This window comes from Psychrobacter sp. UBA3480 (assembly GCF_002377945.1).
GTDB lineage: Bacteria > Pseudomonadota > Gammaproteobacteria > Pseudomonadales > Moraxellaceae > Psychrobacter.
On record NZ_DFQV01000020.1, the window covers coordinates 275,796 to 290,299 of the forward strand.

Genomic DNA, 14,504 nt, shown 5'->3' on the forward strand with positions numbered 1-14,504 from the left:
CATGACGACCTCTATTGATGTTAATACTGAAAACAATACTTCACTTTCTCCTGCGGATGCGGCAGACATGAAGATAACATCTACCGCACCAGTATCGTCTCACGATCGCTCTGAAAGTCATGATTACGATACGGGTCGAAAGATCCACAATGCGCCTTTTGATCATGCGCCTCAAATCCTAGAAGGATGCGATACGTTGAGCAAACTTTGGCGACAAGTTTGCTTGAGCCGAGGCGATAGGATTGCTCATCGAGAAAAGAGCTTTGGTATTTGGCAAAGTTATAGTTGGCTGGACTATTATCATCATAGCTGTGATATCGGCATGGCACTCGTCGAACTTGGTCTGAATAAAGGCGATACCGTTTCTATCTTGAGTGAAGACAATAAAGAATGGCTTTATTTTGATATGGGTGTCTGCGGCGTAGGCGGGATACCCAATGGTGTCTATACGACAGACAGTCCTGAGCAGCTTGCTTATATATTAAATGATAGCCACTCAAAGTTTTTAATTGTAGAAAACGATGAGCAATTGCATAAGTTTTTAGAGATTCGCGAGCAAACACCGCATGTTAGAAAAGTCATTGTCCTTGACCGTAAAGGCTTGCGTAGCCTAGAGGATGATCAGGTTGTTTTCCTCGATGAGCTATATACGATTGGTCGAAGTGTTGATAACGCAAGAGAACGCTTTAGTGATTATATTGATCAAGGTACGCCCAATGACATACGTACTTTAATCTATACCTCTGGCACGACAGGTAACCCAAAAGGCGCTATTTTAACGCACGCCAATGTCCTCTTTGAGCTCAAAACAAGCATTGATATCCTTCCTATTTTGCCTACTGATGAGCAGCTCTGCTTTTTGCCCTTATGTCATGTACTAGAACGTCTAACGTCAGTAGATCTGCCTATCCATCGAGGCTGTATCGTTAACTTTGCTGAGAGTACAGAGACGGTATTTGAGAATATGAAAGAAGTCTCGCCTGATACTTTTACCGCTGTGCCCAGACTGTGGGAAAAAATGTACGCCTCTATCAGTAATATGCGTAGCGACGCCAGTACATTCAATGGCTGGGCTTTTGATCAGGCCATAAAAGCAGGCCATGACTACGCTGATATCGTGATGGCAGGCAATACTCCTACGACAGGTCAGCGACTGCGTTACGAGTTTTGGAACAGACTGGTGCTATATAAAATTCGTGACCTTATAGGCATGAGTAATATTCGCCGTGCCACTACGGGTGCTGCGCCCATCTCCCTAGATATTATCCGCTGGTTTCATGCGATAGGCGTACCTATTTATGAGGGCTATGGCATGACCGAAAGTGCGGGCGTGATATCGGTCAATACCCCTGAAGCGCAGATGGCCGGCAGTGTAGGCAAGGCACTACCAGACTCTGAAGTCCGTATCGCCGACAATGGGGAGATACTCGTAAAAGGCGCTAACGTGTTTGCAGGTTACTGGAATAAGCCAGAAAAAACCGCTGAGGACTTACGTGATGGCTGGCTACATACGGGCGATGTCGGCGAGATAAGAGACGGTTATATATTTATCACGGGTCGCATCAAGGACATCATTATCACCGCAGGCGGCAAGAACGTCACACCAGCTGCGATTGAAAGTAAACTTAAATTCTCACCTTATATCTCAGATGCAGTTGTCATTGGTGATAAACGGAAGTATTTGACTTGTCTGATCATGATAGATCAAGAAAACGTCGAAAAATATGCACAAGACAATCAAGTGATGTTTTCTGATTTTCGCTCGTTGTGTCACGCGCCAGAAGTCATCGCTTTGATAGATGATGTCGTACAGTCTGCTAATGAGACCCTAGCTCAGGTAGAAACCATAAAGCAATTCAGACTTATAGATGTGCTGCTCAGTCCTGAAGATGATGAATTGACCGCGACGATGAAATTGAAAAGAAACTTGGTTGAGAAAAAGCATCATGCTCTCATCGACTCTATGTACTGATCTAGCTCTTTAATACAGTTTAGTTTAGCACCGTTCAGCTTTTTTGAAATCGTCTCAACCTCGAAAGTATTAATCTCAAGAGCATCAAACTAACAGCGACTGAGTCGCAAGGAGAAAGGCAATGAAATGGACATTCAAGACGACGCTACTAGCACTCACGGTCGGTACGATGGGTCTAGTAGGGTGTAGTGATCCAGAAACGACCGCAGCGACGGGCACTGATACTGAGGCTGCTACATCTACTTCTACAAGTGATATGCCAGTACAAGGCGTGACCGATACTGAGATTATCTTAGGCGGTGCAAACGATCTATCCGGTCCGTTTGCTGGATTTGGTAATCCTGCAGTCGCCGCAGCCAATATGTATTTTGATGAGGTGAATGCGGCAGGCGGCGTCAATGGACGAAAGATTCGTTACATTGTCGAGGACCATTCTTATCAAGTACCAAAGGCCGTACAGTCTGCGAACAAACTGGTCAGCCGTGATAAAGTGTTTGCTATGCTGATGTCGCTTGGCACACCGCACAACTTAGCGAGTTTTCCTATTATGGATCGTGCCAACGTTCCTAGCATCATGCCGCTCACTTTTGCTCGGGCTATGCAAGAAGAAGGGGATTTCAATCGTCGCTATACCGCTGGTAGTACTTATTATGATTCAATAAAGTTAGGCATGGAGTATCTTATTGCCGAAAACAAAGTTAACAATTTATGTGTCATGTATATCCCATCAGACTATGGTGAAGAGACCAATGAAGCGGCTAAAGATATCAGCGATAACAATCCTAACGTCACCCTAGTTCAGTCCAGCTCACATCGTCCTGATGAAACAGACTTTGCTGGGGCAATGGCCAAGTTAAAAGACGCTAAATGTGAGCTTATTGCCTTATCTCTAACCATTCGCGGCGCTATCACGGCAGTCGGTACAGCAAACGCTATGGGTTGGAGTGATGTGAAATTTATCGCTCCTGTCACTGGTTTCCACCCTGCAGTTGCAGCGGCACCAGGCGGCGCAAGTGAAGGCCTATATTCTGTGTCTTACTATAATGATTTGGCACTAAGAGCGAATGAACCTGAGACTAAAGCTTGGGTTGAGAAGTTTGAAAAAGCCACAGGGGAGGAAGTATCAGCAGGTGCTATTCTTGGTTATCTAGCCGCTAAAGTAACCGTTGACGGTCTAACCGCAGCAGGTCCTGACCTAAATGCTGACACTTTCAACAAGGGTCTTGAGACTGTCAGTTTTGTCGATGGCGTCACAGGATCTACAGTTGCCATCACGCCTGAGAGCCATGTCGCGATTAATGATATTTACTTGTCGCAAGTACAAAATGGTCAATGGAAAACAGTAACGCAGCTTAAATAATACGTCCTAGGCGTTCAGTGAGGTTTCAATAGCAGCAAGCCATACACAAGTATGGCTTGTGTCGTTTATACGCTTTGGGCTTGGTAATAATTTCATATTTTAACTATTTTATGATTATTTATAAGTACAAGCTCCTTCTCAATACAAAGTAAGCCATGAGTTACAAACAATAGAAATTGACTAGAATGCTGAGTTAATTTCGCTTATAGCAACTGGATTATTTGTGCCTAAACATACAGATGTACAGTGAAATTGTTATGTTTGGCTTTTGATGTCTTGCAACCGTCACGCTTATTTGTCAAACTAACGATGAGTGTCACACATTATGGAAGATGACTCTTATCGCTTACATGGGGCGCGTCATAGACGTTTATCCATGTAGGTCATAATAATTAAAAGGGACCCAACACTATGACTCAGAAATCATTTCCTATCTCAGCCGAGTTTATGGCTGCTGCCAATACCACACCTGATAAGTACCTTACAGACTACCAGCAATCTATCGAATCAGCCGAAGCAATTGATGCTTTTTGGGGAAAGCGTGCTGAGCTAATCGACTGGATAAAAAAACCGACTAAGGTCAGTAACGTCAATTATGACTTAGATGATTTTCGCATCAAGTGGTTTGAAGATGGTGAGCTGAACATTTCAGTCAACTGTCTTGATCGTCACCTCGAAGAAAACCCATACAAACCCGCTATAATTTGGGAAGGTGATCACCCTTCACTGCACAAAATTATTTCTTTTAAAGAATTGCATGAAGCTGTCTGCCGCTTAGGTAATTCATTGCGCAAGCTTGGCGTTGTAAAAGGTGACCGCGTAACCTTGTATATGCCGATGATACCGGAAGCCATGGTAGCGATGCTGGCATGTGCGCGTATTGGTGCGGTGCATTCAGTGGTGTTTGGTGGTTTTTCTGCCGAGAGTCTGGGCAATCGCTTGATAGACAGTCGCTCAAAAGTTGTTATTACCGCTGACGAAGGGTTACGCGGCGGTAAGCACACACCGCTTAAAGCCAACGTCGATCACGCACTCGATATGGATGGTACTGAGAGTGTCGAAAAAGTCATCGTCGTTCATCGTACGGGTAACTCTATACCGATGAGTGGCCGCCGTGATGTGTGGTATCACAATTTGGTCGATGGTCAATCAGAGATCTGTGAGCCTGAAGTCATGAACGCCGAAGACCCGCTATTCTTATTATATACCTCTGGTTCGACAGGTAAGCCAAAAGGTGTAGTGCATACTACAGGCGGCTATATTACCTATGCTATCTCAACGTTCCGTGATGTTTTTGATATCAAAGAAGATGACGTCTATTGGTGTACGGCAGATGTGGGCTGGATTACTGGCCACACGTACTCAACCTATGCACCACTGGCTAATGGCACGACAACGGTAATGTTTGAAGGTGTACCAGAGCATCCAACATGGGCACGTATCGGTCATATTATCGATAAGCATGACGTGACTATCCTATACACTGCACCGACAGCCATTCGCGCGATGATGAAAGAGGGCGACGCCTTCGTTCGAGAGTCGGATCGTTCTAGTTTGCGTCTGCTAGGGTCGGTCGGTGAGCCGATCAACCCAGAAGCGTGGGACTGGTATTACAATGTCGTCGGTGATGGCAAATGTCCTATCGTCGATACATGGTGGCAGACCGAGACTGGTGGTATCTTGATGGCGCCAATACCAGGTACGGTTGATCTCAAACCGGGCGCTGCTATGACACCACTATATGGTGTCAAACCAGAAGTCGTTGATAGCGATGGTGCGATTTTAGAAGGCCCAGCAGAAGGCAACTTGGTGATCAGTAGCGGTTGGCCAGGGCAAATGCGTACTATCTACAATGACCATCCACGCTTTTTGAAAACCTACTTTAGCGATTATCCGGGTCATTATTTCACGGGTGATGGCGCTCAACGTGATGAAGATGGGCATTACTGGATTACCGGTCGTGTCGACGATGTACTTAACGTTGCAGGGCATCGCTTGGGCACAGCAGAGATTGAAAGCGCCGTGGTTGCGCATCCTGCAACTGCTGAAGCTGCGATCGTCGGTATGCCGCATGAGATACGCGGTACAGGTATCTGTGCATTTATCATTCTAAAGTCAGGTGAAGAAAAAACTGACGATCTAAAGGCAGAACTAAAACGTCATGTGCGTGCCGAGATTGGACCAATTGCGACTTTAGATGCCATCTATATGGTCGATGCACTACCAAAAACGCGCTCAGGAAAAATCATGCGCCGTATCTTGCGTAACCTTGCAGCAGGGCAATATGTGGGACTGGGCGACCTATCTACGCTTGCCGATAGCTCGGTAATTAATGACTTAGTCGAAGAAGTAAAAGCGGGTCGTGGAGAGTAAGTCAGTCTGATAACGAACCTGCAGTATTAAGGATAGTTATTCAATACTAGCCATTAATATTTACATATCAAAGTTGAATAAGAGCCATGTTATCGAGAATAGCATGGCTTTTTTACGTAGACGATATTGATATTGGCGCATTTTGAAGGTTCAATAATGCTAACAAGACAACATCGCTACCATTTTAATTGAGGATTAATTGACGAGCCACTCGGTACTTACTAGACTAACTAATTAATATAGTAGCGACTCATAAATACTTTATAAGGTCTACTGTCATCATGACTGATCATGCTTCGTGCTCAACTGTTCTATCCGCCCCAAAAATCGCCATCATCGGTGGAGGCTTAACTGGATTGCTTACCGCAACACTATTAGAGCGTGCTTCAAACCAGACAGGCTCGTCATCTAACACCCCGCAAATCACTATCTTTGAAAAATCACGCAGTGTAGGCCGTTTAGCGACCCGCTATCGCAGCGATAGTAATACTAATAAAAACTGGCAATGGTCATTCGGTGCGCAGTTTTTTACTGCGAAAACTGCTGACTTTCAACAGTTTATCGCGCCTTGGTTAGATACAGGGTTGCTGCAGCCATGGTGTGCTGAAATGATTGAGTTAACGCCAGCAAGTGACAATGGTCAGTCGCCTAATATCCAAAGCAAGGAGCAATGGGATGCAGTGCATGCACGATATATCAGCACACCAAAAATGACCAGTTGGGGCCGTGAATTGGCTGCCGCGCTTAAGCATACGACCATAGTATTTAAGACCCGTGTCGCACCGCTTGCTCAGTATTTGCACCATCAAAACCCGCAGCAGTCTCAGCATCAGAGCCAGAACCAGACTCATAATCAAACTTTTAATCAAACTTTTAATCAAAACAGTAAGCAAACTGAGCTATTTGACGAAACTGGAGCCAGTCTGGGTTGGTTTGATTGGGTTATTTACACAGCGCCAAATGGTCAGGCATTAGAGCTAATGGCAGATAGCGGTTTTGCTCAACAAGACAAAATTACTAAACCGCAAATGCAAGCCTGCTATACGCTGATGCTTGGTTGGGATGATGTGCAAAAGCTACCTGAAACATTAAATGGCCAACTAGCACCGCAATGGGATGTCGCTTATTTAAATAGCGCTATTCTTGATAGGATATTCATTGAGCATAAAAAGCCTGCTCATGGTGAACTACTACCAAGTGTCACCATTCATGCACGTAATGACTGGTCAGAATCCCACGTCGATGATGATATTGAGTTGGTAAAAGAACAGTTATTACAGGCGGCAAAACAAGCATTGAACTGGAATGAAGACAGCGCACCTAGCCAAACAGATTGTCATCGTTGGCGCTATGCAGCTACTATTGTAAATAAGGATACTGAAGAGTTGGGCATCTTAATCGATGCAACTAAGCAGTGGATCGTCAGTGGTGACTGGTGTGCAAAAGGTAATATTGAAAGCTGCTATCGAATGGCGCAGCAAACTGTTAAAGCAATCATGCAAACTCAGTAAGCGTAATATCCATGCTCATTATTTTGCATTGTTTAGAACTGAGGCTTATTTTAAAGCTAGTGTTTAAGCGATATTTGGAAAGTATAAAAACTCGACATTTAGCAAAACGTAGGCAAAAAAAGGCCCACAGAGGAGGTACTGTGGGCTGAGGAAAACGGGTCATGTATTAGCTACACAGGCCGTGGTCAAGAGTTGTTGTAATTATTGGTGCTCTCTACTGTTATTTATAAGGGTAATAATTATCAATACAATAGGTGGAGATATTTACTTAGCTATTAATATTTACTGATTTAAGTGTACAAGTGTTCTGGTACAGTCGCTATGATAGCGCAATTGAGTGCTGTCTGGCGATTTTGGTTACAGTATATTACGTTGTAAAAATCCAAAAGACGCCAAGACTTGTATGAAGCACTGATATTTAGAGTAAGTAGCGGAGCTTTATGATGCAATCATTGATAAAGGCTTCCAATAATTTCAATACCTTATGTCGATAGGAGGGCATCTAGTCGATCTTGATACCTTTGATAACTTAATCGCTGCAGAGATGGCATGACGCCTTGTCCGAAAAATGCTAAGCTATCTGCCATTATTATGTTCATATTAAACTGGGTTTGCCATGACTGACAGCACGCATTTGCATACGCAGGAAGAACCGCCAAGTTCGCAAAATACCAAGAGTATTTTTAACTTGCCTAACAACCTTACGATTGCGCGTATCTTGATGATTCCGCTATTTGTCGCGATTGCTTATTGGCCGCCAGCCATGGGTATTGGTATGCCTGCGATTTCAGACAATGTCATTGCGCGCGTTGGGATGAGCGAGTTTAGCGATAGTTTGTTGCGCCATTTATTATTGACCGGCGTCTTTATTATTGCCGCAATTACCGATTGGCTTGATGGATATTTTGCTCGTAAACTTAATGTCATGTCAGCCTTTGGTCGCTTTTTGGACCCTGTTGCTGATAAATTGATGGTAGCTGTAGCGCTCATCGTTCTCGTACAGTGGCACCCTAATATCATTATGGCAATAGCGGCTATCGTCATTATCTCGCGTGAAATCGCAGTATCTGCATTACGCGAATGGATGGCAGAGCTAGGTAAGAGCACTAGCGTCGCCGTATCTTATGTTGGCAAATTAAAAACTACGTTCCAGATGGTAGCGATTACCGTACTACTGCTTAATTGGCAGTCGCTTGAAACTATCGGTTATGTATTAATGGTTGCTGCTGTGATACTTACCTTATGGTCGATGATGATTTATCTAAAAGCTGCTTGGCCTTATTTAAAGCAAAGCGGATAATTCCATAAGACAAATACAATAAGCTCAAAATTTAGACAATAAAAACGCCAGTCGCATTAGCCACTGGCGTTTTTGTTTTTACTGCTTAAATTCAGACAACTTATAGTGTCACTGAATTGTTTTCACCTAAGTTGGTCGCTTTCTTACCATCCATTACTGCAGCAGTAGTCATCTTAAACATATTAACTACTGAGCTACCGCTTAACCAGTATTCTGCACCATGTGGGACGACTTTGATTAACTGGACATTTGGATCTTCTTTACCTTGTTCATAAAACGCATTGTAAATTGGCGACCATAGCTCGTCTAGCTTCTCTTGGTCTTCGACCAATTCTGCTTTACCGTTAATTGAGACATAATCTTTTGAATCTTGACTGACATAGGCCAAGTTCACTTGTGGATCTTTTTCAATATCTTTGATGGTTTCGGTAGTCTTATCACCAATAAACCAAATCTCTTTTGCGCCAATACTTGTCTCGCTAGTGGTCATTGGGCAGGCATGTAAATGGCCTTCATGAGTACGAGTAGTCATCATGGCAAATTTCACTTCTTTTACCAGCTCTTGTACTTTATCGATATGGTCTTGTCTACTCATAATAAATTTCCTTTTTTATAGTGTTTTAATTGAGCTTATATAGCATTGTTTTAATTAGCCGAATTGAACAGTTGATTATTTATAGTAATTTTTCTTCAGGCTAGATATGTTTAACCCTTAAATATATATAAAAGTTAAACGTCATCGTCGCCTTAACAACTGAGACTAGAATACCGACTTGTCACCCTACATTTATATAGGTTCCCAGTAATGCGATGTGAGTGTTTGTAAGGAATATGAAGGTTAGGTAAAAATTGTGACAGCGTAGATTTGAGTGTTCTATGATTTGAGTGTTCTATTTTTCGATGAATTATTCAAAAACGACTTAAAAACCTACTTTTTTGAATTATCGATTCGCAAATAGTAAGTCGCGATAGAACGCAACTTATCGGCAATTTATCTTGGTTTAGACCTGCTTATTACAGGTCTTCTTGTTATAATACCCAGACCATTTACTTAGCATGGCAGAGATGCCTTGATCTTACGGATTATGCCTTTATGATGACCATCGCCGGACAACCGTTTCTTACCGATTTTCAGACGCAGCAACTCATCAGTCAGTTTCAGCAAAAAACCGAGCTAAATGTCAGTCAAATAAGTACACAGCAAGTGTATGTGCTATCACGAGAGCTATCTGGTGATGAACATAAAAAAGCGCTAGATCTACTGGCGGTTGACCAGTCAGCAACGCTAAATGCGCCGCAAGACAACCAACTACAAGTCATCGTTGGGCCACGTTTTGGTACGATATCACCATGGGCAAGTAAAGCGACAGATATCTTTAATAACTGTGAAATCGAGATCAATCGTGTTGAGCGTGTTGTCGTTTATACGTTAACAATTGATGGTGACGTAGGCGAAAAACTACCAGTAGACGCCGAGCAGTTATTGTTTGACCGTATGACTCAGAGCTTGGTTTATGACTTGAGCGATGTCAGCAAATTATTTGACGATCAAGCGCCAGCCTCATTGAATCATATCGACGTGATCGGACAAGGTCAGTCAGCACTAGAATCAGCTAATACAGAGTTCGGTTTTGCGTTATCAAGTGAAGATATCGACTATCTGATGAATGCGTACGTCAATGAGTTGAAACGCAACCCAACTGACGTTGAGCTGATGATGTTTGCACAGGCAAACTCAGAGCATTGCCGTCATAAGATCTTTAATGCTCAGTGGACAGTCGATGGTGAAGTGCAGCCAAAATCACTGTTCCAAATGATTAAAAACACGTACCAGTCGAACCCACAAGGCATCTTGTCAGCGTATAAAGACAACGCCGCGGTCATGGCAGGGTCTGATGGCATGCGTTTTTATCCCATTCCAACTGACGCGATGGATGCCAACTCAATCCATCCTTACGACTTTCATCAAGAGAACATCGATATCTTAATGAAAGTTGAGACGCACAACCACCCAACAGCGATTGCCCCTTATTCTGGTGCGGCAACAGGTGCTGGCGGTGAGATTCGTGATGAGGGCGCGACTGGTCGTGGCGGTAAGCCAAAAGCTGGTCTAACAGGATTCCACGTGTCACATCTGCATATCCCAGAGCTTAGCGAAAAGTGGGAGCAGTCAGGTCAATTGAGCACGCAGGATTATGGTACGCCAGATCGTATGGCAACCAGCCTTGAGATCATGACCGAAGCGCCATTAGGTTCAGCCAACTTCTCAAATGAGTTTGGTCGTCCAAATCTATGTGGTTACTTCCGTAGTTTTCAGCTAGACACCTCAGCGGCAAAAGACGGTAGCGAGATGCGCGGTTATCACAAGCCAATCATGTTGGCAGGTGGTTACGGTAATATCAAACGCAACCTGATTGAAAAAAATGCAATCACAAAAGGCGATTTGCTAATCGTCCTTGGTGGCCCTGCGATGCAAATCGGTCTGGGCGGCGGTGCCGCATCGTCGGTCGATAGTGGTGACCTTGATGAAGGCTTAGACTTTGCCTCAGTTCAGCGCGATAACGCTGAGATGGAGCGTCGTTGCCAAGAAGTCCTTGATCGCTGCTGGGCCCTCGCTGGTAATGATGTCGATGTAAGTAATAATAGTAAAGACGGTAACCCAATCGTCTCACTACATGATGTAGGGGCAGGTGGTCTGTCTAATGCGATGCCAGAACTGGTCAATGACCATGAAATGGGCGCGCATCTGAACTTGCGTAAGATTCCATCGTTAGAAGCTGGCATGTCGCCAATGGCCATCTGGTCAAACGAAGCTCAAGAGCGTTATGTGCTAGCGATTCGCCCAGAGAGCAAAGAGCAGTTCGATGCTATCTGTGCCCGTGAGCGCTGCCCATATGCCATCTTGGGCGAGGCGACGGATATCCGTCAGCTAATCGTTGATGATGAGCTGTTGGATGAGCAACCAGTCGATATGCCGATGCAAGTACTACTCGGCGGTACACCAAAGATGCAGCGCAGCTTTGAGCGTACCGAAAGCACGTTACCAGCATTAGAGCTTAGCGATGTTAATCTAGCTGAGTCAATTACTGATGTATTGCGTCACCCAACTGTCGCTAGCAAATCATTCTTGATTAGCATTGGTGACCGTTCTATCACAGGTATGGTCGTGCGTGATCAGTATGTGGGTCGCTATCAAGTGCCTGTATCAGATTGTGCGGTGACGGCTTCTGGCTTAGTGGCGCTAGATGGTCAGCCAATGACTGGCGAAGCCATGAGTGTCGGTGAGCGTACGCCTGTTGCACTTATCAGTCCAAAAGCCTCGGCACGACTCGCAGTCGGTGAAGCGATTACCAACATCGCTGGTGCGCGTATCGCTCAGTTGTCTGATATCACCATGTCAGCGAACTGGATGGCCGCGTGTGGTGATGACGTAGAAGATGCTGCATTGTTCGATGCCGTACATGCCGTTGGCGAAGAGCTATGCCCAGCACTGGGTATCGCTATCCCAGTCGGTAAAGACTCGCTATCGATGCGTGCTAACTGGACTGACAACGACAATGGCAATGGTGAAAACCAAGACAAATCAGTTGTGTCACCAATGAGTTTGGTCGTGACTGCATTTGCTCCTGTCGTTGATGTAGCAAAAACACTAACCCCTGAGCTAATCAATGGCGATAGCGCGTTTTACCGCATTGACTTGTCTAAAGGAAAATTACGTCTAGGCGGTTCAATCCTTGCGCAAACGCTGAGTCAATTGGGTAATGATTGCCCAGATTTGGCGCAGCCAAGCGACTTGATCGACTTCTTTAACTTTATCCAAGCGGGCAATGCACAAGGCGTCATCAGCGCTTATCACGATATCGGTGATGGTGGTTTACTAGCAACCATCGCTGAGATGCAGTTCACTAGCCGTCAGGGTATCAAGCTGTCATTAAATGACGATAACTTACTCGGTCAACTGTTCAGTGAAGAGCTGGGCGCAGTTGTCCAAGTATTGCCAGAAAACGTTGCGGCGCTCATGCAATTGGCAGAAGAATTTAACGTCAGCGACATGCTAAGCCTCGTTGGTCAAAGCTCTGAAGAAGATAGCCTGCTGATCCAAACGCCAATGCTAATGGGTGACGACACTCTACGCTTTAGCCGTAGCGAGTTACAGCAAGCGTGGACGCAGGTCAGCTATCAAATCGCGCGTCGCCGTGACAATCCAGCGTGCGTACAGCAAGAGTATGATTTGATTAGCGACGCGAGCCATAAAGGCCTAATCGCTGCGCCAAACTTTGATCTCAATCAAAAAGTAGAAGAACCATACTTAGCTAGTCGTGAGAATAAACCAAGAGTCGCTATCTTGCGTGAGCAAGGCGTCAACGGTCAGACGGAAATGGCAGCAGGCTTTACCCAAGCAGGATTTGAAGCGGTCGATGTACACATGAGTGATCTACTCAGTGGTCGCATCAATCTACGTGACTTCGACGGTCTGGTCGCTTGTGGTGGCTTTAGTTATGGTGATGTACTGGGCGCTGGCTCTGGCTGGGCGAACTCTATCTTGTTCCATGACGAGCTACGCATGCAGTTTGTCCGCTTCTTCGCCCGTCCAGATACCTTTAGCTTGGGTGTCTGTAACGGTTGTCAGATGATGGCTCAGTTAAAAGACCTCATCCCAGGTGCAGACAACTTCCCACGCTTCATCGCCAACCAATCGGCTCGTTTTGAAGCGCGTACGGTCAACGTGAAAGTCGAGCGTACCAAGTCTATCCTATTCAAAGGTATGCAAGACAGCATCTTGCCAATCGCGGTGGCGCATGGAGAAGGTTACGCCACGCTAGACAACACAGAAATCGACGGTATGGCTAAACACGGTCAGCTTGCGATGCGTTATGTCGACAGCCAAGGTCATCCAACCGAGACATATCCGCTCAATCCAAACGGTTCGCTCGGCGGTGTCACTGGTCTATGTAGCACTGATGGTCGCGTCACCATCATGATGCCGCATCCTGAGCGTAACCTAAAAGCCTATAACCATAGCTGGAAACCAGAAGAGTGGGACGAAGACGGCGCGTGGATGCGTATGTTCCGCAATGCCCGAGCTTGGTTGCGCTAGGAAAATTTGAATTAATCTTAGATAATAAAAAAGGTGGGCTTCGGCTCACTTTTTTTGTGTTTAAGAGTTGAGTGTTTGGAGATAAGGGTTAGCGTTTATACCGTGTTTTCACAAGTATAGGTAATGACACCCATGCTAAAATTGTGGTGGACAAAGATTAAAATCAGGCAAAATAAGGAAGAATAAAATGTCAGGAATTACAGATATCAATGAGCTATTGGGTTCTATGCAGCCAGCATTGGTTGATGATTTATTCGTGTTTTGTACCGTCACAGGGCAGCTGGCTGAATACGTAAACTTAGCGCCAATCGCGACGTTTATAGAGACAGAAGGGCTGACTCTGGTTTTGACAAAAGAAAAAGCTGATGAGGCGGGTTTACAGTATGAGGGCGTATTTCGGCAAATCACTTTGACGGTGCATTCAAGCCTAGAAGCGGTCGGTCTAACCGCAGCAATAGCAACCAAACTGACCTCAAAAGGTATCAGTGCCAATGTGATCGCTGCCTATTATCATGATCATATATTTGTATCGGATGATAAGGCGGAGCAGGCGCTATCTGCGTTAAAAGAGCTGAGTAAGATATAACGTTTTTTATAAATAATTGAGCTATTTCCCGCCTTCCGCTTGTATCTGCCAGTCTGGGCGCGGCGCTGGCTACGGTTTGGGTCGTCGCTTGCTTCGCGTCGACACCCCAAAACCTAGCCATCGCAACTCGCCCAAACCAGCAGGATACCGCTACAGTCGGGGCTAAATCGCGCCTCCGTAGGGATATTGTGAGTTTGAATAACCAAGTTTCTCGTTCAACCTTCCTAAATATTTACTTTATTCTACAAAGTAGTATAAGCTTGGAATTAAATTTAGTATCAGTAACTTGCAGTTGGGCTAAGAA

General features: G+C 45.0%; 8 protein-coding genes. 7 read left to right on the forward strand and 1 reads right to left on the reverse strand.

Annotated features, from left to right (window positions below; genetic code table 11):
* Window position 1 precedes the first annotated feature (1 nt).
* The 5 genes from B2863_RS08485 to pgsA all read left to right on the forward strand — a co-directional run bounded on the left by B2863_RS08485 (window position 2) and on the right by pgsA (window position 8,516).
* A complete protein-coding gene (locus B2863_RS08485) occupies window positions 2-1,972 on the forward strand; it encodes an AMP-dependent synthetase/ligase (RefSeq protein WP_296209280.1) in 1,971 nt (656 codons plus the stop codon).
* 121 nt (window positions 1,973-2,093) lie between these two features.
* The gene (locus B2863_RS08490) at window positions 2,094-3,332 is read left to right on the forward strand and encodes an ABC transporter substrate-binding protein (RefSeq protein ID WP_296209283.1); all 1,239 of its coding nucleotides are present in this window, start codon (window positions 2,094-2,096) and stop codon (window positions 3,330-3,332) included.
* A 411-nt stretch (window positions 3,333-3,743) separates the two neighbouring features.
* On the forward strand, window positions 3,744-5,705 hold the full coding sequence (acs, locus tag B2863_RS08495) for an acetate--CoA ligase (protein WP_296209287.1): 1,962 nt from the start codon (window positions 3,744-3,746) through the stop codon (window positions 5,703-5,705).
* Between the two features lie 281 nt (window positions 5,706-5,986).
* Complete coding sequence (locus B2863_RS08500) at window positions 5,987-7,216, forward strand: NAD(P)/FAD-dependent oxidoreductase (protein WP_296209289.1); 1,230 nt, start codon at window positions 5,987-5,989, stop codon at window positions 7,214-7,216.
* 616 nt (window positions 7,217-7,832) lie between these two features.
* Window positions 7,833-8,516 carry a CDP-diacylglycerol--glycerol-3-phosphate 3-phosphatidyltransferase gene (pgsA, locus tag B2863_RS08505; RefSeq protein WP_057758088.1) on the forward strand — a complete coding sequence of 228 codons (684 nt, stop codon included), beginning with the start codon at window positions 7,833-7,835 and terminating at the stop codon, window positions 8,514-8,516.
* 100 nt (window positions 8,517-8,616) lie between these two features.
* On the opposite strand, the gene B2863_RS08510 is transcribed toward pgsA, so the two are convergent.
* Window positions 8,617-9,111 (reverse strand): pyridoxamine 5'-phosphate oxidase family protein, encoded by a 495-nt coding sequence (locus B2863_RS08510; RefSeq protein WP_057758090.1) that lies wholly within the window; start codon window positions 9,109-9,111, stop codon window positions 8,617-8,619.
* Window positions 9,112-9,609: 498 nt separating this feature from the next.
* Here B2863_RS08510 and purL point away from each other — a divergent pair, with 498 nt between their 5' ends.
* Complete coding sequence (gene purL / locus B2863_RS08515) at window positions 9,610-13,614, forward strand: phosphoribosylformylglycinamidine synthase (protein WP_296209291.1); 4,005 nt, start codon at window positions 9,610-9,612, stop codon at window positions 13,612-13,614.
* 187 nt (window positions 13,615-13,801) lie between these two features.
* The gene (locus tag B2863_RS08520) at window positions 13,802-14,200 is read left to right on the forward strand and encodes an ACT domain-containing protein (RefSeq protein WP_296209294.1); all 399 of its coding nucleotides are present in this window, start codon (window positions 13,802-13,804) and stop codon (window positions 14,198-14,200) included.
* The last annotated feature ends 304 nt before the right edge of the window (window positions 14,201-14,504 follow it).